General features: G+C 65.1%; 14 protein-coding genes. 7 read left to right on the forward strand and 7 right to left on the reverse strand.

Features of this window, described 5'->3' with window-relative positions; translation table 11 throughout:
- Window positions 1-597: 597 nt before the first annotated feature.
- The 7 genes from BM338_RS10610 to BM338_RS10640 form a co-directional block, all read right to left on the reverse strand.
- Window positions 598-1,074: a chemotaxis protein CheW gene (locus tag BM338_RS10610; RefSeq protein WP_090450840.1), complete on the reverse strand. Its 477-nt coding sequence runs from the start codon at window positions 1,072-1,074 to the stop codon at window positions 598-600.
- Window positions 1,071-2,801, reverse strand: coding sequence for a chemotaxis protein CheB (locus BM338_RS10615; protein ID WP_090450841.1), 1,731 nt, complete (start codon window positions 2,799-2,801; stop codon window positions 1,071-1,073). The genes BM338_RS10610 and BM338_RS10615 overlap by 4 nt, the downstream gene beginning before the upstream one ends.
- A complete protein-coding gene (locus tag BM338_RS10620; protein ID WP_090450842.1) occupies window positions 2,794-8,835 on the reverse strand; it encodes an Hpt domain-containing protein in 6,042 nt (2,013 codons plus the stop codon). Before BM338_RS10620 ends, BM338_RS10615 begins: the two co-directional genes overlap by 8 nt.
- Window positions 8,836-8,951: 116 nt before the next feature.
- Window positions 8,952-10,982, reverse strand: coding sequence for a methyl-accepting chemotaxis protein (locus BM338_RS10625; protein WP_090450843.1), 2,031 nt, complete (start codon window positions 10,980-10,982; stop codon window positions 8,952-8,954).
- Between the two features lie 127 nt (window positions 10,983-11,109).
- The gene (locus tag BM338_RS10630; RefSeq protein WP_090450844.1) at window positions 11,110-11,643 is read right to left on the reverse strand and encodes a chemotaxis protein CheW; all 534 of its coding nucleotides are present in this window, start codon (window positions 11,641-11,643) and stop codon (window positions 11,110-11,112) included.
- Window positions 11,644-11,651: 8 nt separating this feature from the next.
- The gene (locus BM338_RS10635) at window positions 11,652-12,023 is read right to left on the reverse strand and encodes a response regulator (protein ID WP_090450845.1); all 372 of its coding nucleotides are present in this window, start codon (window positions 12,021-12,023) and stop codon (window positions 11,652-11,654) included.
- Between the two features lie 31 nt (window positions 12,024-12,054).
- The gene (locus BM338_RS10640; protein WP_304529040.1) at window positions 12,055-12,456 is read right to left on the reverse strand and encodes a response regulator; all 402 of its coding nucleotides are present in this window, start codon (window positions 12,454-12,456) and stop codon (window positions 12,055-12,057) included.
- A gap of 334 nt (window positions 12,457-12,790) precedes the next feature.
- On the opposite strand from BM338_RS10640, the gene gshB reads away from it, so the two are divergent.
- The 7 genes from gshB to BM338_RS10675 all read left to right on the forward strand — a co-directional run bounded on the left by gshB (window position 12,791) and on the right by BM338_RS10675 (window position 26,295).
- A complete protein-coding gene (gshB, locus tag BM338_RS10645; RefSeq protein WP_090450846.1) occupies window positions 12,791-13,768 on the forward strand; it encodes a glutathione synthase in 978 nt (325 codons plus the stop codon).
- Window positions 13,765-14,631, forward strand: coding sequence for an energy transducer TonB (locus tag BM338_RS10650; RefSeq protein ID WP_090450847.1), 867 nt, complete (start codon window positions 13,765-13,767; stop codon window positions 14,629-14,631). Before gshB ends, BM338_RS10650 begins: the two co-directional genes overlap by 4 nt.
- A 252-nt stretch (window positions 14,632-14,883) precedes the next feature.
- A complete protein-coding gene (locus BM338_RS10655; RefSeq protein ID WP_090450848.1) occupies window positions 14,884-15,453 on the forward strand; it encodes a YqgE/AlgH family protein in 570 nt (189 codons plus the stop codon).
- Window positions 15,450-15,902, forward strand: a complete 453-nt coding sequence (gene ruvX, locus BM338_RS10660; RefSeq protein ID WP_090450849.1) for a Holliday junction resolvase RuvX — start codon at window positions 15,450-15,452, stop codon at window positions 15,900-15,902. The genes BM338_RS10655 and ruvX overlap by 4 nt, the downstream gene beginning before the upstream one ends.
- A 16-nt stretch (window positions 15,903-15,918) precedes the next feature.
- The gene (locus BM338_RS10665) at window positions 15,919-16,845 is read left to right on the forward strand and encodes an aspartate carbamoyltransferase catalytic subunit (RefSeq protein ID WP_090450850.1); all 927 of its coding nucleotides are present in this window, start codon (window positions 15,919-15,921) and stop codon (window positions 16,843-16,845) included.
- 603 nt (window positions 16,846-17,448) lie between these two features.
- Window positions 17,449-19,230, forward strand: a complete 1,782-nt coding sequence (locus tag BM338_RS10670; RefSeq protein ID WP_090450851.1) for a hypothetical protein — start codon at window positions 17,449-17,451, stop codon at window positions 19,228-19,230.
- A 624-nt stretch (window positions 19,231-19,854) separates the two neighbouring features.
- Window positions 19,855-26,295 (forward strand): autotransporter-associated beta strand repeat-containing protein, encoded by a 6,441-nt coding sequence (locus BM338_RS10675; protein WP_090450852.1) that lies wholly within the window; start codon window positions 19,855-19,857, stop codon window positions 26,293-26,295.
- Window positions 26,296-26,372 lie beyond the last annotated feature (77 nt).

Genomic DNA, 26,372 nt, shown 5'->3' on the forward strand with positions numbered 1-26,372 from the left:
TAAGGCGTTTGATATCTAATCTGATTCCATCCACCGCTGTACCAATTGGGTACATTATAGAAAACGATGGGAGCGTGCCCAGCATGAGCTAAGCCCGAAAGAAGAATGGTTAGAAAGGTGAGCAGCGAAAAAAGAAGTGATTTCTTCGTCAGCGAATTCAACAAAATTTGGAATCTCATGCACTTTCCCTGTGACCTTTACTCTGCAAACCAAACCAGGGAGCGGAGCACGCCCTTCCCTGGCAACAGAAACCCCTTCCACATCAGACGTAGCGACAACAAGAGCGCAGCGTCAATCTTGTACTTTACACATCACTACCTGTGGAGCACTCAGCTATCAAGCTCGGTGCGGCTTAAGCACCCCGACCTTGCTTAATAAAGCTTTTATTCCAAGCTTAGAAAAGCCCGGACCGGCATCCACTTTCGCCTCGACCGCAAACGCTAGCAAGCTAGCCGCAGCCCGTAAATAAGCGTCCACCTACAACATGCATGGCATTTCTTGTCGGGTTCCTCTTATCCTCACATCCTTGGCCCATAAAAAAGGCGTGGCTCATCAAAGAACCTCGCCTTTTCAAACACGGCAATGATGCTGTATCGGTCAACTCGCCAAATCAAGCATCTCCACAAGCTGCTCTTCAATCCCTTCCAGATCCGGAATCACCGCCACGTCATCGCGCACCAGCACTTCGGCTTTGACGCCGGGTGCCAACGGCGTGCCGTCATGTGTGGGAATGATCAACTCGGCATTGAGAGTAGTTAGACGCGGGAAGCCCTGCGTGACCACCGCAACGAACGGTAGCTTGGCGTGACCGCCTAACGCTTTCAGCACGGCAACGCGGACACTGAGCCCAGCATCGCCCTCTTCCGCACCAGCGAGTTTGGTGAAGGAAACGAGCGGTACTCGCCAGCCACGCCATGCGATGCGGCCCAGCAACCAATCCGGCGCGCTTTCCACTGGCTCGGGTGTGGGCAAAGTGATGACTTCAGCGACGGTGGCGTTGGGTAGCAGCAGGCGCAGGTTGCCTACTGGGACTAGTACGCAGCGAATTTCGCGCGGTAACGGTTGCTCGCTCATCGCTGTGCCTCCACCGAAAACTCCTCGACCAAACGTGCCGCCAGTTCAAATGGCGTGCCTGAAAAACCTGCGAGGCGCTCGGCCTCGACTCCGTGCACCATGTCGCCGTAGTGGTCGCCCATGGTTTGTTCCACCCACACTTTGCCGCCGCGGTCGTGCACGGCCTGCGCACCCGCTACCGCGTCGGTGGCGTGGCCGGCGAAGACGATGGCTATCGCGTCGCGGCCAAACACACTGGCTGCGGTGGTGAAGCTGGCATCGATGGACGGGTTCTGGAACGACGAGATTTCCACCGCTTCGCATTCGACGCGGCCGTCGCGCAGCAGGCGCACATGGCGACTGGCCGGCACGATCAACACTTCACCATGGCGCGCGCGCATGCCATGGCTGGCGACGCGCACTGGCAACACGGAATGTTTCGACAAACGCTCCGCCAGATCCTCGGCGGAGATGCCACCCTGATGCTGGGTGTGCAACACGGTCATGCGCAGACTGGCGGGCAAAGCGGCGAGGAAGGCGCACACCGAATCGGTGCTGTCCATGGTGGCACCCAGCAGCAGCAGGCGACCCAAGGCGGTATCCAGTTCGCCGAGCTGCATTTCATGGCTGTAGTCCATGTTCTGCGGGGCGATGGCTTCTTCGATGGAGACCAGCTCCAGGGTCATGCCGGGATGAATGTTCGACTCGGCCTCGCTGCCACCTTCTGGCGCCAGGTAATCCGCGGCGCTCACCTTTTCGACGCCAAAGTCTTTAGGTGCCGCACTCGCCTTAGTGGCGGGCGCGGCATCGTCGTCAACCAATGACCAGCCGGTATGCAGTGCCTGTGCGGCGGGCACCTTTTCGACGGTGATGGGTGTATCCAACGGCAGGAAGTCGTCATCCACCGGCGTCAGCGCCACGTGGTCAAGCTGGAAAGCAGGGCGCGATGCCGAATCGACCGTGGCTTGCGGTGGCGGTGGCAGCGGTGCCGGGCCCTGGGTCATCAGGGTGTCCGCACCGAAGTGGCCGTCGTGCAGCTCTTGATGCTCGCCGATGGTGTAGTTGAGACCGCTGCCGAAGTCGTCTTCTGCCGGCACGCTCTCGTCGGCGGCGAGCAGGGCTTCCAGCTCGGCGGCGAGGGTTTCCGATGCTTCGGCAGCGTCGCCGTGGACGGGTGACAGGAGTACTTCGGCGGTGGGTTCGGGTTCGATGGCGGCCAGTGCGGCGTGTGGTTCCTCAGGATGCGATTCCTGTAGGAGCCCACCTTGTGGGCGATCGGGCGCTGCGGGGTCCTGCTCCGTAGGGGTTTCGCGCACAGGGTGCGCTCCTACAGGGGCGTATTCGTGCACAGGCACAGGCTCGTGGACGGGGGGCTCGAAGGCGGGGGCGTCGAGCGGGCGTGGCGGGTCGATGTCGCCTTCGGCAAGCACTTTCACGGCGAGGTGGCGTGCCCAGCGGGCGCGGTCCCAGCCATCCAGTTTGCGGCTGACCTGTGCGTCGTTGAACACCACGCGTGGGTGATCGCCATCGATCACGTCGTAGAGATGATCCAGTGCGTCGGCGGCGTCATCGTCCAGATTGACCACGACAACTTGCGCGCCGGCGCTGAGCAGCGTGTCGCGGCTCAGCGTGGCAAGCGTGCCTTCGTGGACGATCCGCGCTCCGCGTTCGCGCAGGGCTTCGCGCAAATGGGCACCCAGCTCCGCATCATCGAACAGCAGTGCGACTGCTGGTGCCGTTTCAGCCATTAGCCGACTCCGTGGCCTGATCTTGCAAGGCGCGCTGTTCCAGCACTTCGCTGATCTGCATCAGCAGTTCGGCTTCCTGGTACGGCTTGCCGAGGTAACGATCCACGCCGATGTCGAACGCGCGCTGGCGATGCTTATCGCCGGTACGCGAAGTGATCATGATGATCGGCACGCCGCGCAGGCGCGGGTCCGCCTTCATGTGGGTGGCGAGTTCGAAGCCGTCCATGCGCGGCATCTCGATATCGAGCAGCATCAGGTCCGGCACGCGCTCGTGGAGTTTCTCCACGGCGTCCACGCCGTCCTTCGCCGTGCTGACTTCGTACTCGTGGCGTTCCAGCACGCGGCCGGTGACTTTGCGCATGGTGATGGAGTCGTCGACCACCATGACCAGCGGACGCACGCGCACCTCTTCCACCACCGGCGCCTGCACGGCGCTGAGACCTTCGGCAAGGCGCTCCTGGCGGCGCACGATACCGTGACGCACCAGCGGAGCGAGGTCGAGAATGATCAGCACCGAGCCATCACCCATGATGGTCGCGCCGAGAATGCCCGGCACCGAACTGATCTGCGGGCCGACCGACTTCACCACGATTTCGCGCGAGCCGATCACGGCGTCGATGCGAATCGCGGCGCGCAGGTCACCCGCACGCGTCAGCAGCAACGGCACTTGTTCGTCGCCCGGATGACCCGGCTGGATGCCGAGCAGTTCGGCCAGATCGTGAATGCCGTACTGCTCGCCGCCGTACTGGAACGACGGCTCCGGCTCGGCCAGGCGCTCGGCCAGTTCGCTCGGGCTGATACGCGCCACGCCCTGCACCGAAGTCATCGGGATGGCGAAGGTGCCCTCGCCGATGCGCACCAGGATGGCCTGGGTTACCGCGAGGGTAAACGGCAGGCGCAGCACAAAGGTGGTGCCCTGTCCCTGCTGCGATTCGATAGAAAGCGAACCGCCGAGCTGCTTGATCTCGTTGGCCACCACGTCCATGCCCACGCCGCGGCCGGCGAGCTGGGTCACGCTGCTGGCGGTAGAGAAGCCAGGCTGGGTGATCAGGGCGAGCAACTGGTCGTCACTGGGCTTGGTATCGGCGCGTAGCATGCCGCGTTCGATACCGCGCTTGCGCACGGCCTCGCGGTCGAGACCGCGGCCGTCGTCGGTCACGCGCACCACCACCTCGGTGGCTTCGCGTGCCACGCGGATGCGTACCGAACCCTCGGTCGGCTTGCCCGCCTTCTGGCGTTCTTCCGGCGACTCGATGCCATGAGCCACCGCGTTACGCAGCATGTGTTCGAACGGCGCCTTGATGCGGTCGAGCAGGTTGCGATCCATTTCGCCGTGGGCGCCTTCCACGAACAGCTGGGCACCCTTGCCCTGCTCTTGCGCGGCCTGACGCAGCGTGCGGCGCAGATTCGGCACCATGGTGTCGAACGGCAGCATGCGGGTACGCAGCAAACCATCCTGCAGTTCGGAGCTCACGCGCGACTGTTGCAGCAGCAGGGTTTCCGCCTGACGCGTCAGCTCGTCGAGCATGCTCTGAATCTGCACAAGGTCGGATACCGATTCGGCCAGTGCACGCGAGTACTGCTGCAGCTGCGAGTAACGGTCCAGCTCGAGCGGATCGAACACCGACAGACCGGCTTCGCGATGCTCGCGCTGGAAGCGCGCGATGATCTGCGCTTCCGTTTCGATTTCCATCATGCGCAGCTGGCTGCGCAGACGCTGCACGGTCTGGTCGAGCTCGACCAGGTTGAAGCGGTAGCCGGCCACCTGCTGTTCGAGGCGCGAGCGATAGATCGCCACCTCGCCGGCATGATTGACGAGGGTGTCGAGCAGTTCGGCGCGGACGCGGATCTGTTCCTGCGGCGCGCGCCCGTCGTCTTGCTGGCCTTCTTCCGGCAGCAATTCCGGCAGATCGACCTGCGGCGCCGGCGGCATGGCGACCACGTGCTCTTCGGCGAGGCTGGCGGTTTCGCCGGCCATGCCAAGGAAGTGGTCGATCATGGCCTGCGGGTATTCAATGCCACGGCCCTGCGACACGCGCTGCACCAGCACGTGCAACTGGTCGAAGCCGGACTCCAGCGCGCCGATCAGATCGCCGACACGCGACGGGTCGTGGCCGACCGGACTTTCCAGCAGAGTTTCGATCGCGTGCGTGAGGTCGCCCACCGGCACCATGCCGGCGATGCGCGCACCGCCCTTCAGCGTATGCAGATCGCGCTGCACGCTGGCCATGTGCTCCATCTCGCTCGGCTCGGCACGCCACTGCGCCAGCGCACTGTCGGAGTGATCGAGAATCTCGCGCGCTTCCTCGATGAAGATTTCCAGCAGATCGGGATCGATCTGGCTGTTGGTCCAGGTGGCGGCGTATTCGCTGACGGCGGATTCGGTTTCAGCTTCGACCGGCGCGACGTGTGCGACGGTTTCTTCGATCGGTGCCTCGTGAACGACCTCGGCCACCGGCTCGATGACCGGATGGGCTGGTTCTTCCACCGGCGCATGCGTTTCCGCCGGAACCTCGGCAACGTGTGCGGATTCGGCCGCGGATTCGGCATCGAGCAGCGCGTGCGGCGCTTCGACAGCGTCGTCTTCCACCACAGGCGCGGCAACGTGGTGCACGGGTTCTTCGTGATGCGCCGGCGTTTCATCTTCCGGCACTTCAAGTTCGGTCACCGGCTCCAGCGGTTCGTCGATCAAGTCACCGTAGAGCGCGGCGAAATCGTCCTCGTCATCCTGCGGCGCGGCTGGCGTGGCGGCCACGCTGTCGTGCAGAGCTTCTTCGTCGAGAGCGCTGGTGTCCGGCACGCCGGCTTCGGCGTCGAATTCGCCCAGTGCAGCCATCAGCTCCGCGGTGAAGTCGTCCGTCGCCGGCTCGGCATGCATCGCCGGTGTTTCGCCAGCGGCCGGCCCGACGGCTTCGTGGGCGGTCGGATGCACCGGCATGGCGGCATCAAGCGCAGCAGCCAGGGCACCTTCGTCTTCCGCGGTATCGGCGGACAGATCGTCGAGGTGCGGCTCAAACACCACGTGCGCTACTTGCGGTTCGGGCTGGCCGTCACGTAGTTCGGTGATGCGGTGGATCAGCGCGTCGAGATCCGGCAACTGCGGATGCTCGACATCGAACTGGGTCATGATGTGGTCGACCGCGTCGGCACTCTTGCCGAGCAGGTTCACGCCTTCCGTCGACAGCGGCTGGCCTGCGGCGCGCAGGCGCTTGAGCAGGCTTTCCAGCGGCGACAGCAGCTGGGTCAGCACCGGAATGTCGACCATTGCGATGGCGCCGTGCAGGGTATGCACGGCACGCAGCAGGCCGTCGTCCACGCGCAGTTCGCCGTCCACGCGGTTGATCGCGTGGCGGATGGTCTGCAGGTACTGGGCGACTTCGCTGCGCAGGATTTCCAGCAACACCGGGTCCACCGGCGGCATCACCGGTGCGGCGATAACGTCGTGGCGTGGCTCGATGGCCGGTGCCGGCGAGGTCTCGATGGAGGCCAGGCTAGCGGCGGGAATCGCATCGGCAGCGGCACCCACGCGTGGCACGCGGCGCTTCACCACGCGGCGCACCGTTTCGGTGGCGGCCGGTGCGTGGTCGGCGATGCTGGCGTTTTCCTGGCCGGCGCCGAGGCGCTCGGCCGTATCCATGATGGCGGCGAGCGGCACAGTGCCGGACATGTTCTCGCCCATCAACGCGGCACGCAGCGGCGGCAGCGCCTCGATGGCGTGACGCACCAGCGCCTGCACGTTCTCGGTCGGCTGGATGGAATGATCGAGCACGCGGTTGAGCATGTTCTCGACCTTCCATGCGTACTCGCCCAGCACCGAGGCGCCAACCAGGCGGCCGGAACCCTTGAGCGTGTGGAAGGAGCGACGGATCGGAATGAGCGCTTCGATCTGCTGCGGGTCGGCCAGCCAGGTCTGCTGGGCGCTGCGCAGGTTGTCGATCTCTTCCTGCATTTCCTCCAGGAAGATCTCGCGGATGTCGTCGTCGATACCTTCCGCACCGAGATGGAAGCCCGCATCGGAGCCGACGGCACCGGCCACCGGCACCTGCTCGACGATCTCTTCTTCGATCTCGATCCAGTCGCTCTCGTCGCTGCCACCCGTTTGCGCGATGGTGTGCTCCGTATCGACCAGCTTCAGACCGGCCAGCTCGTGCGCGGACGGCGTCGGTGTCGCCGCCTCGCCGATCACCAGGCTGCCGAGATCGGCGCCATGGGCCAGGCTGACGGATTCCGAAAGCGCCGGCTCGCCGGAGAAATCGTGCATGACATGGAGCGCGGGCGCCGGAGCCGATGCGACTTCTGCGACATCCGCCAGCACCGTGCGCGCGGGCGGTGGCGGCCAGTAGCCGAGCGTGCTGAGGCTGTGCTCGGCGACGTCGAGAATATGTTCCAGACCACCGCGGTGTTCACGCGCGGCTTCGAGGTAGTACTCGAGCGCAGCGAGCGCGTCGGCGAGGTGATCCATCTGCGCGCTGGTGGGCACGCGGCGGTCGCTGAGCAATTCATTGCCGACGAAACGGCCGATGCCATCGGCCAGTTCGGCCGGACGCGGCGCGGTGAGCATGCGCATGGCGCCTGCCACTTCGTCCATCAGGCCGGGAACGTCGGTGAGTTGCTGGTGATGCCAGCCGGATTCGACGAAGGCGACGATGGCCTCCTTCACTTTGCCGGTGTTGGCGGTGGCTTCCTGCATCAGCGTGGCGAGGATGTGGCGCGCTTCGCTGCGCGGCAGCATGTTGACCGGCGCTTCGCCGATCGTTTCCTCGTCGGCGCCCAGGCTTTCGATGTGGTCGTCCAGCGAGGCTTCGACGTAGAGCAACGCACCGGCGACGTCGAGCAGCAGTTCTTCGTCAGGTGCGCGCATGCGGCTGGCGATGTCTTCCAGCACGCGGCGCTGTTCGTTGACCACGCGGCGCGGCACGCCCAGGGCGAGCATGCCCAGGGTGTCGCCGACGCGCTCGAGTATTTCGGTTTGCTGGGTCAGCTGGGCCGGATCGGCGTCGGTCTGGCGCAGGAACAGATCCAGCGCTTCCTTCACGCGCAGCAGGTCGTCTTTCAGCGCCTTCGCCACGGAATCGAGCAAGGCACGGTTGTGACCGGACATGGAGCCGCGGGCATGCTCCAGCTCGCTGGCGTCGGGCAGCAAAGCATCCAGACTGTAGGCCTGGGCGAGCTGGTCCATGCGCGGGCTGCGCTGCTTGGACTGTGCCACCACATAGAGCAGCTTGCGCGCCAGCTCGTCGGCGTCGCTGCCGCGCATGCTGGATTCGCCCTGCTCGATCAGCTGGCGGATGCTGCGATCGACTTTGCCGATCAGCTGGCGCACTTCGCCGGCCTGACTCTTCAGCGTGCCCTGCTGCAAACCTTCCAGCACACCGGCGGCGATCCACCACAGACGGCGACCGGGAATGCTGTAGCAACGCGCGGCGATACCGTCGAGCGTCTGCACCATCGCCGCCAGCTGATGTTCCGGCGACTGGCCGCGGAACCAGGCCAGCAGCTGTTGCTGGAAACGCAGACGCAACTCGGCGATCTGGCCGTGCGCGCGCTCGGCTTCGTCCTGATTCATGGCAGCCGGCGCGTGGTCCGGCAGCACGGCTTCGAGATTGGGCGAGAACAGCGCGGATTCGTGCAGTGCCTGCTGGCCGCGGCTGGCACGCAGATCGTTCAACAGCGGCAGCAACACCACCGGCACGTCGCGATGACCGCCGGACAACCGCTCCAGATAATCGGGCAGCTGCATCAGGCCGCGCATCATCGCGGCATAGGCTTCCTCGCGCTGGGCTACGTGGTCTTCCATCAGGGAGATGGCAAGCGTTTCCATCTCCTCGGCAACCAGCGCGGCCCCATACAGCTCGACCATGCGCAAGGTGCCCTGCACCTGGTGCAGGTGATCGGCGCAGGCGCGCATGACATCGCGGTTGCCCGGGTTGTCGACGTAGGACTCCAACGCCTCGCGGGCTATCGCCAGAGTCTCGTCGAGCTCGGGCTTGACCCACTGCAGGGTGGTGAAATCGATGTGGTCTTGAAGTCTCATGCGCCTCTCTCAGCGGCCACGCAACATGCGTTACGCAACCGTCGAGGTTGCCCCCCTGTCATTGAACCTGCCTCAACGTGTAAGGCAGGTTCACACCGTTGTCTCAACAAGCTGCCTTAACCAGGCAGCTTGAAGTGCGCCACCGAACGCCGCAGATCGCTGGCCAGCTGCGCCAGGTAACCGATCGAATCGGCCGTCTGGCTCGCGCCCTGCGAGGTCTGCGAAGTAATTTCCTGAATCGCGTTCATCGATTGCGAGATGTCCGTCGCCGCCACCGACTGCTGACGCGCAGCGGTGGAGATGTTTTGAATCAGCGCGGACAAGTCATGCGACACGCGCTCGATATCGCCCAGTGCGCTACCGGCGTCTTCCGCCTTGCGGGCACCGGCCACCACTTCCGCGGTGGTCTGCTCCATCGAGTTCACTGCTTCGTTGGTATCGGACTGAATCGCCTGCACCAGCGTTTCGATTCGCTTGGTCGCGCTCGCCGAGCGTTCGGCGAGGCGCTGCACTTCGTCCGCCACCACCGCGAAACCGCGGCCCGCCTCACCGGCCGAGGCCGCCTGGATGGCTGCGTTCAAGGCGAGGATGTTGGTCTGCTCGGCAATGTCGTTAATCAGTTCCACGATCGAGCCGATTTCTTGCGAGGACTCACCCAGGCGCTTGATGCGCTTTGAGGTTTCCTGGATCTGGTCGCGGATGGAGTCCATGCCCGAGATCGTCTCGCGCACCACTTCGGCGCCGTGCGAGGCGATTTTCACTGAGCGTTCGGCCACGTCGGCCGATTCAGCGGAGTCCTTCGACACGCTATCCATCGAGCTGGCGATCTGGTTGATCGCCGAGGTCGCCGTGCTGATGCGTGCCGCCTGGCTCTGCGCCGCGTCGGCCAGATGGCGCGCGGTGGTCTGCGTTTCCTGGGCCGAGGACGACACCTGCTCGGAGGTCTCGTTGATGGTGGTCACCAGGGTGCGCAGCTCGTCGATGGCGTAGTTCACCGAGTCGGCGATGGCGCCGGTGATGTCTTCGGTCACCGTGGTCTTGACCGTCAGGTCACCTTCGGCGAGCGAACCCATTTCGTCCAGCAGGCGCATGATGGCCTCCTGGTTACGCTGGTTGAGTTCGGCCGAATCCTGGAAGCGGCGGCGCTGGTCGCGCACGAGGGTCACGACGAGCAGCAGCGAGAAGGCCACCGCGCCCACCGCACCGAGTACACCCCACCACACGTTCGGGAACAGGCGACGCAGCGGTAGCTTGCCGATCTGGTCGGCCAATTCATTCGCGCGCAGCAGCACGTTCTGCGAATCCAGCGAGGCCTGGTTGCCGGCGCGCTTCACGTCGGTGAGGTTGCCTGCGGCGCTGACCAGCTTGGCGACCGGGTCCTGCACGTCACCCCACTTCGACTGCATCTCAGTGAGGATCTTGCGTGCGTTGGTGTCGCCCATGGAGCGCACGCCGACTTCCGCGTTACCTTCGAGCAAGCCCTTGAGCACGCTGCCGTAGAGCTGGCCGTCGCGGGATAGACCGTCGGCAGCGGGCTGCGACGCATCGCCGCCCTGCAGCACTTCCTGCACTCGGCGGATCATGCGGTCGGCCAGAAGCATCTGGCGGGCTGAGGTGTAAGTCTGCTCGGCGCTGCCGCCGCGCTGCTGCAGGATGTTCACCACCTGCTCCATGCTCGAGTTGAGCAAGGGCAGTTCGCGCGCCAGGGTGCTGGCACGCTGGGCCGAATCGAGCACCAGTGCCTTGTTGGAGAGGATCTTGCCGATGTCGGCATCCAGCTGCTTCCAGGCGTTGCTCAGCGCGGTCACCGCGCGGCCGGCCGGGGAGGCGCTGTTGTCGGCATAGGCCTGCATGCCGCTCTTGGGGTCGCCCTTGTTCAGGCGCTGCACCGCCGAGTCGATGGCGTTGCGGTTGGTCTCCAGCTCCTTGAAGGAATCCACATTACCGTCGGACGCCTCCAGGGCATATTTCGCCGTCTGCTGCGACAGCACCTGGATCTGTGTGGTCAGCGCGATAGCTTGGCGGTCTTCGCTGTTCTTCGCGTTGAGCATGAAGAAATCCAGCGCCGCAAAACCGATCGCGACCAGCAGCAAGACGATGAGGCCGGTATAGCCCCGTTCCTTGCCGACGCCCCCTGTAGTGCTCATGTTCGTTACCTCACCCGTCTACGACCTCACCGGCGATACCGGCGATGGCAGGGACTTTGCCCCCGAAAACCGCTATTCCCGGCCGCGTCCCGGCACCGGTCCTACTTGAATCAATCGGGCTAACGCGTCAGGCCGCGGCCTGACGGAAGTCCGGTGCACGCACCAGCCTGCCCATGCTGAATACCGCCAGCCGGGGCTCTCCCACACGATCGTCGACGAACCGCGTCAGGCGCGGGTCGTCTTCACGCTCCGCCGCAACGCGCTGTTCTGCATCTACCGTGCGCTGGCCGAACACTTCGTCGACCAGCAAAGCGACGCTGCCCGTGCCCTGGCGCACCACCAGCAGGCGGCTGCGCTCGGAATGCAAGGTGCGTTCGCCGAACAGGAAGCGGCCGAGGTCGATTACCGGTACCAGGTTGCCGCGCACGTTGGCCACGCCAAGCAGCCACGACTGGGTGCCGGGCACCGGCGTGAGCACCGGCACGGCCAGCAATTCGCTGATCTCGTCGATGCCGCTGACGAACAGGCGGCTGCCCACGCGATAACCGATGCCGCGCCACAGGCCCGGGGCCTCCAGCTTTTCCGGCGTATCGGAGGCGTGTACCAGCGAGAGGCGTTCGTAGCGGGCGAGGATCTCGAACGGGGTAAGCGCTTGGCTCATTCGTTGCCTCAGGCCGCGCTTGGCAGCAGGTCGTTGATACAGGCCAGCAATTCCTTCTCGTTCACCGGTTTGGTGATGAAGGCGCGTGCCCCTTGGCGGAGACCCCATACGCGGTCGGTCTCCATGGATTTGGTGGTGATCATCACGATCGGCACATCCTTGGTCACCGGGTCGCGCGTAAGGGTGCGCGTGGCCTGGAAACCGTTCATGCCGGGCATGATCACGTCCATGATGACCAGGGCGGGCAATTCGGCGCGCACGCGCTCGATGCCCTCCTCGGCGTTGCCGACGGAGCCGACCGTATGCCCTGCACGTTCGAGCAGCGTGGTGAACACGCGCACGTCGGTCGGCGAGTCGTCGATAATGAGAATATTGGCCACAGGTCCCCCTCAGACCCTGTAGTCGCCGGTCTTACACCGTGCTGACATGTCTATGGATGGCACCAAGCAGCTCGTCTCGGGTGAACGGCTTGGTCAGATATTGTTCGGCACCCACGATACGGCCGCGCGCCTTGTCGAACAGCCCGTCTTTCGAGCTGAGCATGATCACCGGCGTGCCTCGGAATTGAGGGTTGTTCTTGATGAGCGCGCAGGTCTGATAACCATCCAGGCGCGGCATCATGATGTCGACGAAGATGATGGCGGGCTTTTGGTCAGAGATCTTGGCCAGTGCCTCGAAACCGTCGACGGCCGTAAGCACGTCGCAACCTTCTTTCTTAAGCAAGGTTTCTGCCGTACGGCGAATGGTTTTTGAGTCATCGATAACCATGACCTTCAGACCGGCCAGGCCATTTCCACTTATGTTCAAGTTCACACACCCCCCTGCGACCCGCCCCAGGCTCAGGTAAGACACAAAACCGACAGCGCGGTGGCCATCGGCTTCATGTGGACGAAAAAGATTCTTGCAAAAAAAGTGCCCACCCTTAGCGACCGCTCGTTTGGCGGGCGCTTGTCCGTTGCTGTTTACCGCCTGACTGTCGTGACGTCAAGTTAAATGCGCATAAGTAACGCTCTACGTCACCTATTTGCGACGTGACGTGGCATGTCCGCCTTGCTGCCCGACGACCGTGTCGGCGAACATCGCGCATTGCCCTTGCGTGCTCTCCAGCCGCATCAACCTAAGGGGCTCCCACTACCGGAGAATGACGATGGCCCTCTCGGTCGCCGTGCTGATGGACCCCATCAGCGCCATCAAGATCGCCAAGGACACCACCTTTGCCATGCTGCTGGAGGCCCAGCGCCGCGGACATGCGCTGTTCTACATGGAGCAGGGCGACCTGGCCGTGCGCGACGGCAAAGCCTGGGCGCGGCTGGCACCGCTGCAGGTGAAGGAGGACCCGTCCGGCTGGTTCAGCCTGGGCGAGGCGCGCTGGCAGGAGCTGGCCGGGATGGACGTGGTGCTGATGCGCAAGGATCCGCCCGTGGATTCCCAATTCATTTACGACACCATGGTGCTGTCGCTGGCCCAGCGGGCAGGCGTGACCGTCGTGAACGATCCGCAGGCGCTGCGCGACTGCAACGAGAAAATGTACGCCCTCGACTTCGCCCAGTGCATGGCGCCTACCTTGTTGTCGCGCGACAAGGGCGATTTGCGCCGCTTCGTCGCTGAGCACGGCGAGGCCGTGCTCAAGCCACTGGACGGCATGGGTGGACGCGGCATCTTCCGGGTGCGCGCAGGCGACAGCAATCTGAATTCAATGCTGGAAACCCTGCTGAGCGGAGGCCTGCACAGCCACCAGGCCGAGTTCGTGATGGCGCAAAAATTCATTCCGCAGATCAGCGCGGGCGACAAACGCATCCTGATCGTGGACGGCGAACCTGTGCCGTACGCATTGGCGCGCATCCCGCAGGGCGACGAGTTCCGCGGCAACCTGGCCGCCGGCGGGCGTGGCGAAGGCGTGCCGCTATCGGATCGCGACCGCTGGATCGTGTCCCAGGTGGCGCCGGAACTGCGGCAACGGGGCCTGCTGTTCGTGGGACTGGACGTGATCGGCGACTACCTCACCGAGATCAACGTCACATCGCCGACGTGTGCGCGCGAATTGGACAAACAATTCGGGCTTAATATTGCCGGCCAGTTGTTCGACGTTATCGAGCACATCACCCTCGGAAACCGCGCCGCGTGAGTTCCCCCGCCCCTCGCACCACCGGCGCCGACCTGATCGGCGCCACCCTGCTGTTTTCGCTGTTGCTGCACGGCGTGCTGGTGCTGGGCATCACCTTCGGCTACGTGAAGCCCAAGCCGAGCCTGCCCACGCTGGACGTGACCCTGGTCGACGTGGCCAACCGCGAGGCGCCGGACAAGGCCGACTTCCTGGCCCAGGCCAATAACCGTGGCGGCGGCGAAAGCGACAAGGCCGCCCGCCCCTCGCAACCGTTTTCCGGCCCGATGCCCAAGCCCGAGCCCGGCGTCGCCGAGCAGGCCCAGCAAGCGACGACGACCAAGCCACAGGACGCCACCAACGCCAAGCTGCTGACTACCACTGGCAACAGCCGCTTCAGCGTGAACTCCGACAGCGCGCATCCGCAGAAGACCGATAGCGACCTGCCCACCTCCGACGCCGACCGCATGCGCCTGGAAGCCGCCCAGCTGGCCGCCGAGCGGCGCCAGCTGCAGGAGTCTTACGCCAAGCGCCCGAAGAAGAAGTTCATCTCTTCATCCACCCGCGAATACGCCTACGCCGCCTATATGCGCGGCTGGGTGGACCGGATCGAGCGCGTCGGCAACCTGAACTACCCCGACGCCGCGCGCCGGCAGCAGCTGCACGGCGACGTGCTGCTCACTGTCACCGTTGGCCGCGATGGCAAAGTGCTGAGCATCGAAGTGATCAACAGCTCAGGTCACCAACTGCTCGACAAAGCCGCCGAACGCATCGTGCGTCTGGCCGCGCCGTTCCCGCCGTTGCCCACGGGCGGTGAGCGCGTGGATGAATTGCACATCACACGTACCTGGCAGTTCCAGCCGAACAACGTGCTGCATACGCGCTAAAGCGCGGACCATCATGGTAGGAGCCCACCCTGTGGGCGAACCGGCTCGCAAGCGCCGTGATCTTCTAGAGTCTCGCTCTTGTCGTGCAGGGCTTTCATTCGAACCATCCATGGCCCTCACCCTGCGGGCGGCTTACGGCGTGCAAACCGGCAGTCCTGCCGGTTTGTCGCGCACAGGGTGCGCTCCTACGTGCATCACATCGCCTGAACGCCCTCACACGCATCTATCGCCCCCTGCGCATACAATGTGTGCATGACCGTTACACCTCCCCCGTCCTTCGCCGGCCATTTCCTGATCGCCATGCCCAGCTTGGCCGAGCCGCCGTTTTCGCGCGGCGTGGCCTTTATCTGTCAGCACGATGAAGACGGCGCGGTCGGCCTGCTGGTGAATCAGCTGTCCGAATATCGCCTGGGCGATGTGCTGGCACAGATGAAGCTGGAGTGCGAAGACCCCGAAGTGGCTGACCTGCCGGTATTGATCGGCGGCCCGGTGCAGCAGGAGCGCGGCTTTATACTGCATCGCGAACCGGGTCACTGGGAATCGAGTTATCGCATCAACAGCGACTGGTCGGTGACCACCTCGCGCGACATCCTGGTCGCCATGGCTGCAGGCGAAGGTCCGCGCCAGGCCATGATGGCGCTGGGTTATGCCGGCTGGAGCGCCGGCCAGCTCGAGCAGGAGCTGAAAGACAACACCTGGCTCACCGTTGAAGCAAACGAGCGCGTGGTGTTCCATACCCCGCTGGAAGAACGCTGGAGCGCGGCGGCCGGCCTGGTTGGCGTGGATCCGCTGCAACTGCCCGGCTACGCAGGTCACGCATGAGCTGTGTGCTCGGTTTCGACTACGGCAGCCGACTGCTCGGCGTCGCGGTCGGCAACCGGTTCACTGGCCTCGCCCGCGCCCTTGCCGCCGTTCCCGTACGCAACGGCGAACCTGACTGGCCCAAGCTCGATGCGCTGCGCCAGGAATGGCTGCCCGACACCTTGGTGATCGGCCTGCCACTCACGCTCGATGGCGAAGAACAAGCCGCCAGCCGCGGCGCCCGCCGCCTCGCCGAACGCCTGCACGAACGCTATCGCCTGCCGGTCGCCCTGATCGACGAACGCCATAGCTCGCAGGAAGCCGCCCAGCGTTTCGCCCAGGCGCGCGCCGCCGGCCTGAAGAAACGCAGTGACGCCGCCGCCATCGATGCCGAAGCCGCCGCCGTGATCCTCGAACGCTGGCTGGCCCAACCCACTGCGCCCGTCGCCCACGACGCCACCTCACCCTGAGCCGACATCTGCTGCCATGACCCCACGCCTGCGCCACCTGACCACGCTCGAAAACCTGCCGCGCGCCACCATCGAACGCCTGCTCGACCGCGCCGGATCCATGCGCGACGCCTGCGCCCATGGCACGCGCAAGCTGGACCTGCTGACCGGGCGCACCATCCTGAATCTGTTCTTCGAACCCTCCACGCGCACGCGCACCTCGTTTGAACTGGCCGCGCGCCGCCTCGGCGCCGACGTGATCAACTTCGACATCGGCTTCTCTTCCACCAGCAAGGGCGAAGAGCTGTACGACACCCTGCACACGCTGGAAGCGATGCACCTCGACGCTATCGTGGTGCGCCACAAAACCTCCGGCACCCCCGACGAACTGGTGCGCCACGCGATGAGCGGCGTGTCGGTGATCAACGCCGGCGACGGCAACCGCGCACACCCCACCCAGGGCCTGCTCGACGCGCTGACCATCCGCCAGCACCGCCCCGATTTCGAAAACCTCACCGTCACCATCTGCGGCGACGTAAAGCACTCCCGCGTCGCACGCTCCGACGTGCATGCACTGTCCGCCCTCGGCACCAAAAACATCCGCCTGTGCGGCCCAGCCGCACTGATGCCCGCCGACACCGAACTGCCGCAATGCCAGCGCTTCACCGACTTTGACCAGGCCATCGAAGGCGCCGACGCCATCATCATGCTTCGCCTGCAAAAAGAACGCATGGCCGCCACCGACCTCCCCGACGAAGCCGCCTACTTCCAACGCTTCGGCCTCGACAAACGCCGCCTCGCCCTTGCCGCTAAAGGCTGCCTAGTCATGCACCCCGGCCCCATCAACCGCGGCATCGAAATCGCCTCCGACGTCGCCGACGGCGCGCAGTCGCGAATTCTTGAGCAGGTGGGTAACGGGGTGTTTGTACGGATGGCCGTTCTGGGGGAAGTGCTGGCTCGCTAAGGCTGGCACGCAGCTCCCACCACAAAGCAACAACGCTCCGTAGCAGCAACCTCCCGAGCACCCATTACCCCTCCCCAACCCTCCCCTGCTTGCAGGGGAGGGAGCAGTGCTTGCACCAAGCGACGCAAGGCGAGCCCATAAAGGGTCTCCTGTGGAGCGGAGATGACCGGACGATCAGGCCCCCCGAAGAAAACCATCCCGACGCCTGACACTGGAAAGGGCGCAGCTACAAAGCACACCGCCTGCTTTCAGGCCATTTCTCTTTGGTTACTTTCTCTTTACTCCGGGCATCCATGCCCTCCACCCTTCGGGCCAGCTGCGCTGTTCGCACCCGCTCCTGCGGGTGCGTGGGCCAGCAAAGAGAAAGTGACTCGGACCGCGGCAGCGGTTCGGAAGCCCGCGACAGGCGAGCCCGGTCGCGATAACGCGACAACCGAGCCACAACGCCACTGGATGACCAGCTTCGCTGTTGAAAAGCTCCTCCGGCCTTCGCCGGAATGACGAAGTAGAAGCGGTGTCGCAGAAACACCCTCTCGCGCCGCAGCGCAACACCGAAACAGGCATAATTCCCCCCGCAACACCACACCACTTCAGGGAATCAACATGCGATCGACAAAGCGCTACCTCGCGCTGGCCGTCGCCGGCGTGCTGCTGGCGGCCTGCGGCCACAAGGACAAGGATGCCCCCCTGGCTTTCGTACCGGCGGACACGCCGTACGTCGTAGCCAATCTGGACGTACTGGATGACGACACCCGCAAGGCCATGCTCGCACAGGCCGACGCACAGCTGCCTGCGCAGCTGGCGCAGCTGAAGTCGACCGCCCAGGAAATGAGCGCGAAGGACGCCGATACGGCCAACCTGCTTAAGGCGATCATCGCCGAGCTGGACGGCAAGAGCATCGAGACCTTCGCGCAGAACGCCGGCCTCAACGTCAAAGGCCGCTCCGCTTTCTACGGCCTGGGCCTGGCCCCGGTGCTGCGCTTCGAGCTGAGCGACCCGAAGGCTTTCGATGCCTTCATCGGCCGCCTCGAAACCGCCTACGGCAAGAAATTCGAAACTGCCACCGTGGACGGCCAGAATTACCGCAAGCATGTCGTCACCGAAGCCGGCACCCAAGTGGTCATCGCCGTGGTCGGCAAACAGGCGGTGGCCGCCGTACTCCCCGCCGACGCACCGCAGCCGATGCTGCGCCAGGCGCTGGGCATGGACCGTCCGGCCAAGAGCATCCAGGACGACGATCGCCTGGAGAAACTGGCCAAGGACAAGGGCTACCAGCCGTGGGCCATCGGCCAGCTCGACCTGACTCGCGCGCTGCCGCTTGCCGCGAGTGGCAAGGATCCGTTCTTCAGCGCGGTGTTCAAGGCACACGCCGAAGCCGAGTCCGCCAAGACCGGCGAGCCGGTGGCCAACCGCCTGCAGATTCCGCCGAGCTGCGAAACCGATGCCACACGCATCGCATCGCGCGTGCCGTCGGTCAGCTTCGGCTACACCAAGCTCGACGCCAAGCATCAGGACCTGCGCTGGGACGTGGCGCTGGCCGACGACATCACCAAGGCATTCACTGGCGTGAAGGTGGAACTGCCTGGCCTGGGTGCCGCGGGCGATGCCCCGTTCGATCTCAGCCTGGCGTTGCCGGTGGCGCAGCTGCGCACCTTCTGGGGTGCCCAGGCCGACGCCGTTGCCGCCAAGCCCTTCAGCTGCCCGGCGATGCTCGATCTCAACGACACCTTCGCCAAGCTGGGCCAGGTGTCGCAGCAAGCAGCGATGCCGCCGTTCGGCGACCTGCTAGGCCTGCGCGTGGCGCTGGACAGCTTCGATGCCGGCAGCGAGGGCAGCACGCCCAAGTTCACCGGCCGTGTGGTGATCGGCAGCAGCAATCCCGCCGCCCTGCTCGCCATGGGCCGCATGGCTGCGCCCGCGCTCGCCCAGATCAAGCTGGCGCCGGACAGCAAGCCGGTGGCCCTGCCGCAGGAAATGACCGCCACACTGGGTCAGCCTGTGTCGGTCGCGATGAGCGACAAGGCACTTGCTCTTGCCATCGGCCAGGGTGAAGACGCCAAGCTCGGCGACCTGCTGAAAGCACCCGCTGGCGACGCTGGCCGCATGACCCGCCTGCGCCTCAGCGGCGATATGTACCTGGCCTGGATTAAGGCCATGGAACAGAAGTCCGAACGCATCGCCGAACTCACCAATTCAGTGGGTCACGAGGAAGGCAGCGACGACAGCGACGCCCAGGCCGTTGCCACGCGCAAGGCTGCCGCCGAGCGCTCCAAGGCGCAGTTCGAAACGATGCGCCAGCAGGCCGAGCGCATCAAAACCATCGACGGCGAAATGCACGTGGAAAACGCCGGCATGGTGTTCACCAGCCAGACCGAGCTGAAGTGATCCTCAGCGAAAGCAGGCAATAACAGACGGGGCGCCCAGTGGCGCCCCGTTTTTTTGGGTGTGTCCTTTTCACCGCCCATTGACGGCTTGCCCACCTAGAATCCGCTGCGCATCTCGTTTCTTCACGACTTACTAATTACAGAAACGCAAACGTGCCAAGCCGAAGGGCGACGGGAGCCTAGCGCCACCGTCCGTTCAGAACTCGACATCGCTGTCCACACGGGGGGTGTGATGACTGCCGAAGTCCGTCGTTGTTCGCAGCTCAAGCAAGTCCGCAGGTTTCCGCTGTCGCCGCACCCGGCCGATCGCGAACCGTCCGCGTCCGGACCCTATGCGCATACGCCAAGCGCATTTCCTTATCCATTGCACAGGAGGTGTCAGATGGTCATCGCCCGAAGGATCGCGCCCGCGCCGTATCGCCGCGCGCCGCGGCGTTCGATAGCTGAGTCGCCGTAGCGATACGGCGGGCTGACTCCGCCCTCCCTTTTCTGCGCATCCGCGTCGACGCCGGCCAATCCGGCTTGGACACGCGCATACGCAACCTGCACCGCCGCGGCTCATAGGAGAGCCGCGATACACGCAGCGAAGCCGCCCGGCACCGGTCTTCACATCAGGGGGTACAACATGAATCGCATTTACCGGCTCGTCTGGAACCGCGCGCTGCGCGTGCTTCAGGTCGCTTCCGAACTGACTCGCGCGCACGGCGGGATCTCGACTCCGGCAAAGGCTATGCAGCCGCGGTTGGCGCGCCGGCTGCTCGCGCTGGCCTGCCTGGCCGTATGCGCCATCCCGATGGAGTCGGCGATGGCCAGCTGCACGCCCGCCAATCCGGCCAACGGCGCCACCGTGACCTGCACGGGAGCCGCGAACCTGCTTGCTCCTTCCTACGCCGCGAGTGCCGACAACCTCACTGTCAACGTGCAACCCGGCGCCTCCGCCGGCGTGCTGCTCGGCCTCGGCGGCACCGCCATGTCGCTCACCGGCAACGGCACGACGCTCAACAACAGCGGCACCATCGATCCCTCCCTGCTTGGACTGCTCAGCCTGCTCTCCTCTGGCACGGTGATTGGCAATCCGAATCTTGGCAGCGCGATCCCTGGCAGCACGGTGGTCGTCGACAACCAGGGCACCATGAAAGGCACCACCGGCCTGCTGGGCCTGAATCTCTCCGACCTCACCGGCATGGCGCTATCGGTGCGCAATGGCGGCGGCGGCACGACCACGATCAGCAACGCCGGCACCATCGGTTCGTCCGCCCTGCTCGGCGTCTCCCTGTTTCCAGCGGACGCACCTGTGATCGCCGCTTATGGCGGCGCCCAGGTCAACTTCACTAATACCGGTACGGTCGTCGGCCGCACCGCGCTGGAATCTTCCGCCGCCGGTAACCGTTTCATCAACGCAGGCACGATCAGCGGCAGCGTGTCGATGGGCACCAACAGCACGAACACCTTCACCGCAGTGTCGGGCTCCAACGTCAACAGCGGCGGCAGCCTTGGGCTGAATCTGCTCGGCGTGCTCGGCATCAATCTCACGTTCGCGCCGACCGGCCAGATCGACGGTGGCGCGGGCGGCAACAACACGCTGGTGTTGCAGAACGTCGTGGTCGGCCCCGGTTCGGGCACCGGCGGTCCCGTGACCGGCGCCTCCGCCGGCACTTACATCAACTTCCAGCACCTGACGGTAAACAGCGGCACTTGGAACCTGCAGGGCGCACTGGTCAGTGGCGACGCCACGCTCAACGGCGGCCTGGCCAACTTCGACAGCGACGCCAATTTCGGCAGCGCCCCGATCACCGCCAACGGCGGTGCGATCGGCGCGAGCACAAACGGTTCGACGCTGAGCAAGGCGATTACGCTGAATGCCGGCGGCCTCACCGCCCAGGTCGACAACAACTTCACACTGTCTGGCGTGCTGTCCGGCAGCGGTGCCCTGACCACGAACCGCACTGCCATCGGTACCGGCACATTAACCCTGGCCGCGGCCAATACTTACACCGGCGGCACCATCATCGGGAGCAACAGCACCGTCGCGCTCGGAACAAGCGGCTCACTGGCGGCCACCGGCATGCTCAATCTGCTGGGCGCTAACGCCGTATTCGACATCTCCGGCGCCAGCGCCAACCAGACCATCGGCACGCTGGTCGGCGCCGCCGGCAGCCAGATCGCGCTCGGCGCGCGCACGCTCACGCTGGGGGACAACATCAACACGACTTTCTTGGGTGGAATCGCCGGCACGGGCGGCATCGTCAAGCAAGGCACCGGCGTATTCACTTTGGCGGGCGCCAATACCTATACCGGCGGTACCGCCATTGATGCCGGCACGTTGGCGATCGGCCCGGGCGGCAGCCTCGCGTCCGCGGGCACGGTCGCGCTGAACGGCGCGGCCAGCATCTTTGACATCAGCAGCGCCGCCGCCAACCCGACCATCGGCGCGCTGTCGGGCGTCGCCGGCAGTCAGGTCGCGCTGGGCACCCACACGCTCACCCTCGGCGACATCACCAGTTCGACCTTTGCGGGCACCATCGGCGGCACCGGAGGCATCGTCAAGCAAAGCAGCGGCATGCTCACGCTGAGCGGCGCCAATACGTATACCGGCGGCACCACGATCAACGCTGGCACGCTGGCGCTCGGTATTGGCGGCTCACTCTCTGCGAGTGGACCGGTCACGCTCGCCACGGGCGGCATCTTTGATCTCTCGGCTGCGGGTGCGCAGACCATCGGCTCGCTCGCGGGTACCGGCGGCACGGTCAACATCGGTGCGAACACGCTGACGCTCGCACCCGCCGGTAGCGGCACTTTCGGTGGCGCCATCGCCGGCAGCGGCGGCGTGGTGATCAACGGCACCGGCACGCAGACGCTGACCGGCGCCAACGCCTACGCCGGCGGCACTAGCATCCAATCCGGCACATTGGCGCTCGGCGCAGGCGGCAGCCTTGCCGCGGGCAGTTCGCTGACGCTCGCGCCGGCAGGCACCTTCGACATTACTGCCGCTGGCAACCAGGCCATTGGCGTGCTTACAGGCGGTGGCGGTGCGATCCACCTGGGCGCCAATACCTTGAGCGTGAGCGGCAGCGGCGGCGGCAGCTTTGGCGGTGCGATCGATGGCACAGGGGGCCTGACCAATACCGCCAACGCACTCGTGCTCAACGGCACCAATACCTACACCGGCACAACGCAGGTGCAGGCCGGCAGTCTGATGGTGGGCGGCGATGCAGCGCACGCAAGCGCAACCGTAGGCGGCGACGTCACCGTGGCAAGCGGCGCGTCACTGGGTGGCTTCGGCATCATCGGCGGTAGCGCCTCGGTGTTGGCCGGCGGCCACCTCGCACCCGGCAATCCCACTGGCACGCTCACGGTGAGCGGCGGTCTCACGCTGGCCCAGGGCAGCCTGCTCGACTTCTCATTCGGCGCACCCGGGCCGAACTTCAGCACGCCAGGCGTCGGCCACAACGTCGCCGTGGGCGGCAATCTCACCATCAACGGCGCCGCGGTGAATCCGATCGATGCCGGCGGTTTCGGACCCGGCTTGTACAACCTGTTTACTTACGGCGGGACGCTTACCGAAACCAATGGAGGCATCGCGCCGCCGTCAGGTTTCACTATCCAGAACCTCACCGCGAGCAAGCAGATCAACCTGATCAACACCAACGGCCTGACACTGAATTTCTGGAACGCCAATGGCCTGGCCACCAATGCCACCATGGGCGGTGGCAGCGGGACCTGGGCGGTGCCGCAGACCAACTGGACCGACGCGGTGGGGTCGATCACTTCCACGCGCCAGCCCGCCGACGCCTTCGCGATCTTCGGCGGTGCGCCCGGCACAGTGACGGTCGATGATGGCCCGGGCGGCTCGCAGCCCGTCACCGCGCTGGGCATGCAATTCGCCAGCGATGGCTATCTGTTGAACGGCGGCACGATCGCCCTGGTCGCACCATCGCCCGGCGCGCTCAGCGAGATCCGCGTGGGCGACGGCAGCGCGGCCAGCGCCGGCTGGACTGCCACCATCGACAACACGCTGACCGGGCTGGGCATCAACAAGACTGGCGCCGGCACGCTGGTGTTGAACGGCAGCAATGCCTATACGCAAGGCACCATGCTCAGCGCAGGCACTCTGTCCGTGAGCGCCGACGCCAATCTCGGCGCGGCGAGTGCCGGCCTGGATTTCGAAGGCGGCACGCTGCGCGTAACGGGGACGGCGTTTCAATCCACCAGTCGCGCGATCACCATGGGTGCGGCCGGCGCGGGCTTCGATATCGCGGACGCCGCCAACGTGTTCACGGTCAACCCATCGTTGGGCGGCACCGGCGGCCTGACCAAGCTCGGCGCCGGCACGCTGGTGCTGGCGGGTACCAACAGCTACAGCGGAGGCACCACCATCAGCGCGGGTGCACTGCAAGGCGACACCACCAGCCTGCAAGGCAACATCACTGACAACGCTTCGCTGATCTTCAACCAGGGCGCGAATGGCGGCTTCGGCGGCGCCATCTCCGGTACTGGCTCACTCACCAAACTCGGCGCCGGCACGCTCACGCTGAGCGGCGCCAACAGCTACAGCGGCGGCACCACCATCAGCGCCGGTGCCTTGCAAGGCGATACGACGAGCCTGCAGGGCAACATCACCGACAACGCCTCGCTGATCTTCAACCAGGGCGCAAGTGGAACCTTCAGCGGCGCCGTCTCGGGCACCGGTTCGCTGACCAAGCTCGGCACCGGCACGCTCACGCTCAGCGGCGCCAACAGCTACAGCGGCGGCACCACCATCAGCGCGGGCGCACTGCAAGGTGACAGCACCAGTCTGCAAGGCAACATCACTGACAACGCTTCGCTGATCTTCAACCAGGGTGCGAATGGCGGCTTCGGCGGCGCCATCTCCGGTACTGGCTCACTCACCAAACTCGGCGCCGGCACGCTCACGCTGAGCGGCGCGAACAGCTATAGCGGTGGCACCACGATCAGCGCCGGTGCCTTGCAAGGCGATACGACGAGCCTGCAAGGCAACATCACCGACAACGCTTCGCTGATCTTCAATCAGGGCACGGACGGATCTTTCAACGGCATCGTCTCCGGGACTGGCTCGCTCACCAAGCTCGGCGCTGGCACGCTCACACTCAGCCGCGCGAACAGCTACAGCGGCGGCACTACTGTCAGCGCGGGCGCCCTGCAAGGCGATACCACCAGCCTGCAAGGCAACATCACTGATAACGCTTCGCTGATCTTCAACCAGAGTGCGAATGGCAGCTTCGGTGGCGTTATCTCGGGCACGGGTTCCTTGACCAAACTCGGCACTGGCACGCTCACGCTCAGCGGCGCGAATAGTTACAGCAGTGGCACCACGATCAGCGCCGGCACACTGCAAGGCGATACGACCAGCCTGCAGGGCAACATCGCCAACAACGCATCGCTGATTTTCAGCCAGAACAGCAATGGCGTATTCAACGGCTCACTCTCGGGCAACGGCTCACTGCTCAAGTCCGGCACAGGCAGCCTCACCTTCAACGGCGCCAATCCCTTTATAGGCGCGGCGACCGTCTCGGCGGGCACGCTAATCATTGGCGATAACAGCCATCCGAACGCCACGCTTGCCGGCGCGGTAACGGTGAACAGCGGCGCCATTCTGGGCGGCATCGGTACCATCGGCGCGCTCGATCTTTCTGGCGCGGTCGTGCCTGGCAACACGACGGGCACGCTTTCGGTGACGGGCAATGCGGTGTTCCGCAACGGCTCCAGCTATCAGGTAGGTGCGACGCCGGCCGGCCAGAGCAGCCGCATCGCCATCGGCGGCAACGCGTCCATTCTCGGCGGCAGCGTGCTGGTGCTGGCGCAGGCGGGCAACTACGCACCGCGTACTGACTACACCATTCTTACCGCCGCACAGGGCGTGACCGGCCAGTTCGGCGCGGTGAGCGCCAATCTGCTGTTCCTGACGCCAGTGCTCAGCTACACAACCAATGCAGTCAACCTATCGCTCCAGCGCAACAACATCAGCTTCGAAAGCGTCGCGGAAACCAAGAACCAGAAGAACACAGCCGGCGCACTCGACCATCTCGATCCAAGTTCGCCGGTGTACGACGCCCTGCTCGGTCTCGATGCACCGACCGCGCGTCACGCTTTCGACCAGCTCTCCGGCGAGATGCACGCGAGCACTACTACCGCGCTGTTCGACGACAGCCATTATGTGCGCGACGCGATCAACAACCACCTGCTCGGTGCCAACTATGGCGGCCAGAACGCCGAGGGCGCGACGGCCAGCGGCACCATGGTATGGAGCTCGCTGTGGGGCCACTGGGGCGACCACGACAGCGACGGCAACGCGCACGACATGCGCGCGAACGGCAGCGGCCTGCTGGTGGGCGCAGATACGGCATTCGACGCGCTGCGTGTGGGCGGCGTGGTCGGCCATGGCCAGAACAGCCTGCGCGTGAACGAGGTCGGCTCCTCCGCGCATGCCAAGGCCAACTACGCCGGCCTGTATGCGAGCTGGAACCTGGGCAGCGTACGCCTGCGCGGCGGCGCCGCTTATGCGTGGCAGAAGATCGACACCACGCGCCGCATGGCTTTTGGTCCGTTCTCCGGCGTGGCGCAGGCCAGCTACGACGCCAACACCGCACAGGCCTATGTCGATGGCAGTTATGTTTTCGAGTTCGGCCGCGGCACCCTCGAGCCCTACCTCAACCTCAGCCAGGTGCACGTGCGCACGGACGCGTTCACCGAACACGGGACACCCGCCGCGCTCGCCGTCGACAAGAGCTCGTCCAACCTCACCGCCGCCATCGCCGGCGTGCGCGGAACGATGGAACTCGCACCGGGCGGGCTGCACGCCTACGCCGGCGTGGGCTACCAACACGCCTGGGGCGATCGCGTGCCGGAGCGCCAGCAACGCTTCGTCGCGGGCGCGGACAACTTCACCGTATACGGCGTGCCGGTGGCGGACAACGCCGCCGTATTCGACCTCGGTCTGCGCTTCCCGCTCAGCCATAGGGTGACGGTGGACTTCGGCTACCACGGCCAGTTCGCCAGCGATGCGCGCGACCAGTCGGCGCGGCTGACGGTGAACGTGGCGTTCTGAGGTCGGCGCGCGGGCCGACGGCGGCCGAAAAAAAACCACCGGCGAAAGCCGGTGGTTTCTTGACTTCACTGAGAGGA

The organism is Dyella sp. OK004 (assembly GCF_900114495.1).
In the GTDB taxonomy this organism is placed as follows: Bacteria; Pseudomonadota; Gammaproteobacteria; order Xanthomonadales; family Rhodanobacteraceae; genus Dyella_D.

Coding starts and splice junctions, on each gene's coding strand:
- BM338_RS10620 (WP_090450842.1), bottom strand. CDS start 8,835: ATGAGACTTCAAGACCACATCGATTTCACCACCCTGCAGTGGGTCAAG.
- BM338_RS10610 (WP_090450840.1), bottom strand. CDS start 1,074: ATGAGCGAGCAACCGTTACCGCGCGAAATTCGCTGCGTACTAGTCCCA.
- gshB (WP_090450846.1), top strand. CDS start 12,791: ATGGCCCTCTCGGTCGCCGTGCTGATGGACCCCATCAGCGCCATCAAG.
- BM338_RS10655 (WP_090450848.1), top strand. CDS start 14,884: ATGACCGTTACACCTCCCCCGTCCTTCGCCGGCCATTTCCTGATCGCC.
- BM338_RS10615 (WP_090450841.1), bottom strand. CDS start 2,801: ATGGCTGAAACGGCACCAGCAGTCGCACTGCTGTTCGATGATGCGGAG.
- ruvX (WP_090450849.1), top strand. CDS start 15,450: ATGAGCTGTGTGCTCGGTTTCGACTACGGCAGCCGACTGCTCGGCGTC.
- BM338_RS10670 (WP_090450851.1), top strand. CDS start 17,449: ATGCGATCGACAAAGCGCTACCTCGCGCTGGCCGTCGCCGGCGTGCTG.
- BM338_RS10625 (WP_090450843.1), bottom strand. CDS start 10,982: ATGAGCACTACAGGGGGCGTCGGCAAGGAACGGGGCTATACCGGCCTC.
- BM338_RS10665 (WP_090450850.1), top strand. CDS start 15,919: ATGACCCCACGCCTGCGCCACCTGACCACGCTCGAAAACCTGCCGCGC.
- BM338_RS10630 (WP_090450844.1), bottom strand. CDS start 11,643: ATGAGCCAAGCGCTTACCCCGTTCGAGATCCTCGCCCGCTACGAACGC.
- BM338_RS10675 (WP_090450852.1), top strand. CDS start 19,855: ATGAATCGCATTTACCGGCTCGTCTGGAACCGCGCGCTGCGCGTGCTT.